Here is an 859-nt window from a genome sequence, read left to right as displayed (position 1 = left end):
CTGCTGGTGCAGCCGCAGCTGCAGATGACCTATACCGACTACCGTGCCGATGACCTTGTCGAACACAACGACACCCAGGTGGCCCCGGGCGCCGGCGGCGAGGTGTCCTCGCGCCTGGGCCTGCGGATGACGGGCGATGTTCGCAGCGTGGATCACGTCGTACAGCCCTTCGTTTCGGCGCATTGGCTGCGCGCGTCAGGCAGCAACAGCATCTGGATGGACCACACCCGGATCGACGGTGCGGTGCCGAAAAACCGTTACGAGCTACGCGGTGGCGCGATGCTGCAGCTGGGCATGCGCTGGTCGGCGTGGGGCGATCTGGGCGTGCAACGCGGCGACGGTGCCTATCGCAGCGTTTCGGTGCAGATGGGCCTCCGGTCCACGTGGTAGCCGCGCCGGGCGCAACAGGGACCGATGGGGGGCGGGACGCGACAAGGTGTGTCGCAAATAGGCGCCAGCTAGCGTTAGCCGCATTTGCAATTAATTGCATATATCGCTCGTAGGCATCCCCCTACAGTCGCGGCCTCCTGCACTGATGGCCCTCCGATGACTTCTGCCGTTTCACGCGCCCCACAGCGCCTGCACCTGCTCGCTCTTGCCATTTCCGCGTCGCTGGCGTGCAGCGCCTCGGCCGCCTGGGCCCAGAGCGCCGGTCCGATCATCGCCGACGGCACCCAGCAAGTGGCCGCGCCGGGCGCCTATGCGACTACCGACGATGCGGCGGCAGGCTACGTCTTCCATGCGCTCAACGCTGGCAGCATCCGTGCCGACGGCCCGGTGACCATCAGCGCCACGGGCAGCAACACCGCCGGCCTGCGCGCCGAAAGCGACGGCACGGTGACGCTCACCGGTGGCACCC

At 67.6% G+C, this 859-nt stretch carries 2 protein-coding genes; both read left to right on the top strand.

Features of this window, described 5'->3' with window-relative positions; all coding sequences use genetic code 11:
• Positions 1-390: autotransporter outer membrane beta-barrel domain-containing protein (locus ACXJKJ_RS30295; protein ID WP_457395095.1), on the top strand; the 390-nt coding region annotated here is incomplete at its 5' end.
• Between the two features lie 156 nt (positions 391-546).
• The coding region (locus ACXJKJ_RS30290) for a hypothetical protein (RefSeq protein WP_457395092.1) at positions 547-859 on the top strand (313 nt) is incomplete at its 3' end.

Source organism: Roseateles sp. P5_E1, assembly GCF_054049335.1.
Note: the sequence above shows the minus strand (reverse complement) of the source record. Positions and strands in the feature narration are given on the sequence as shown.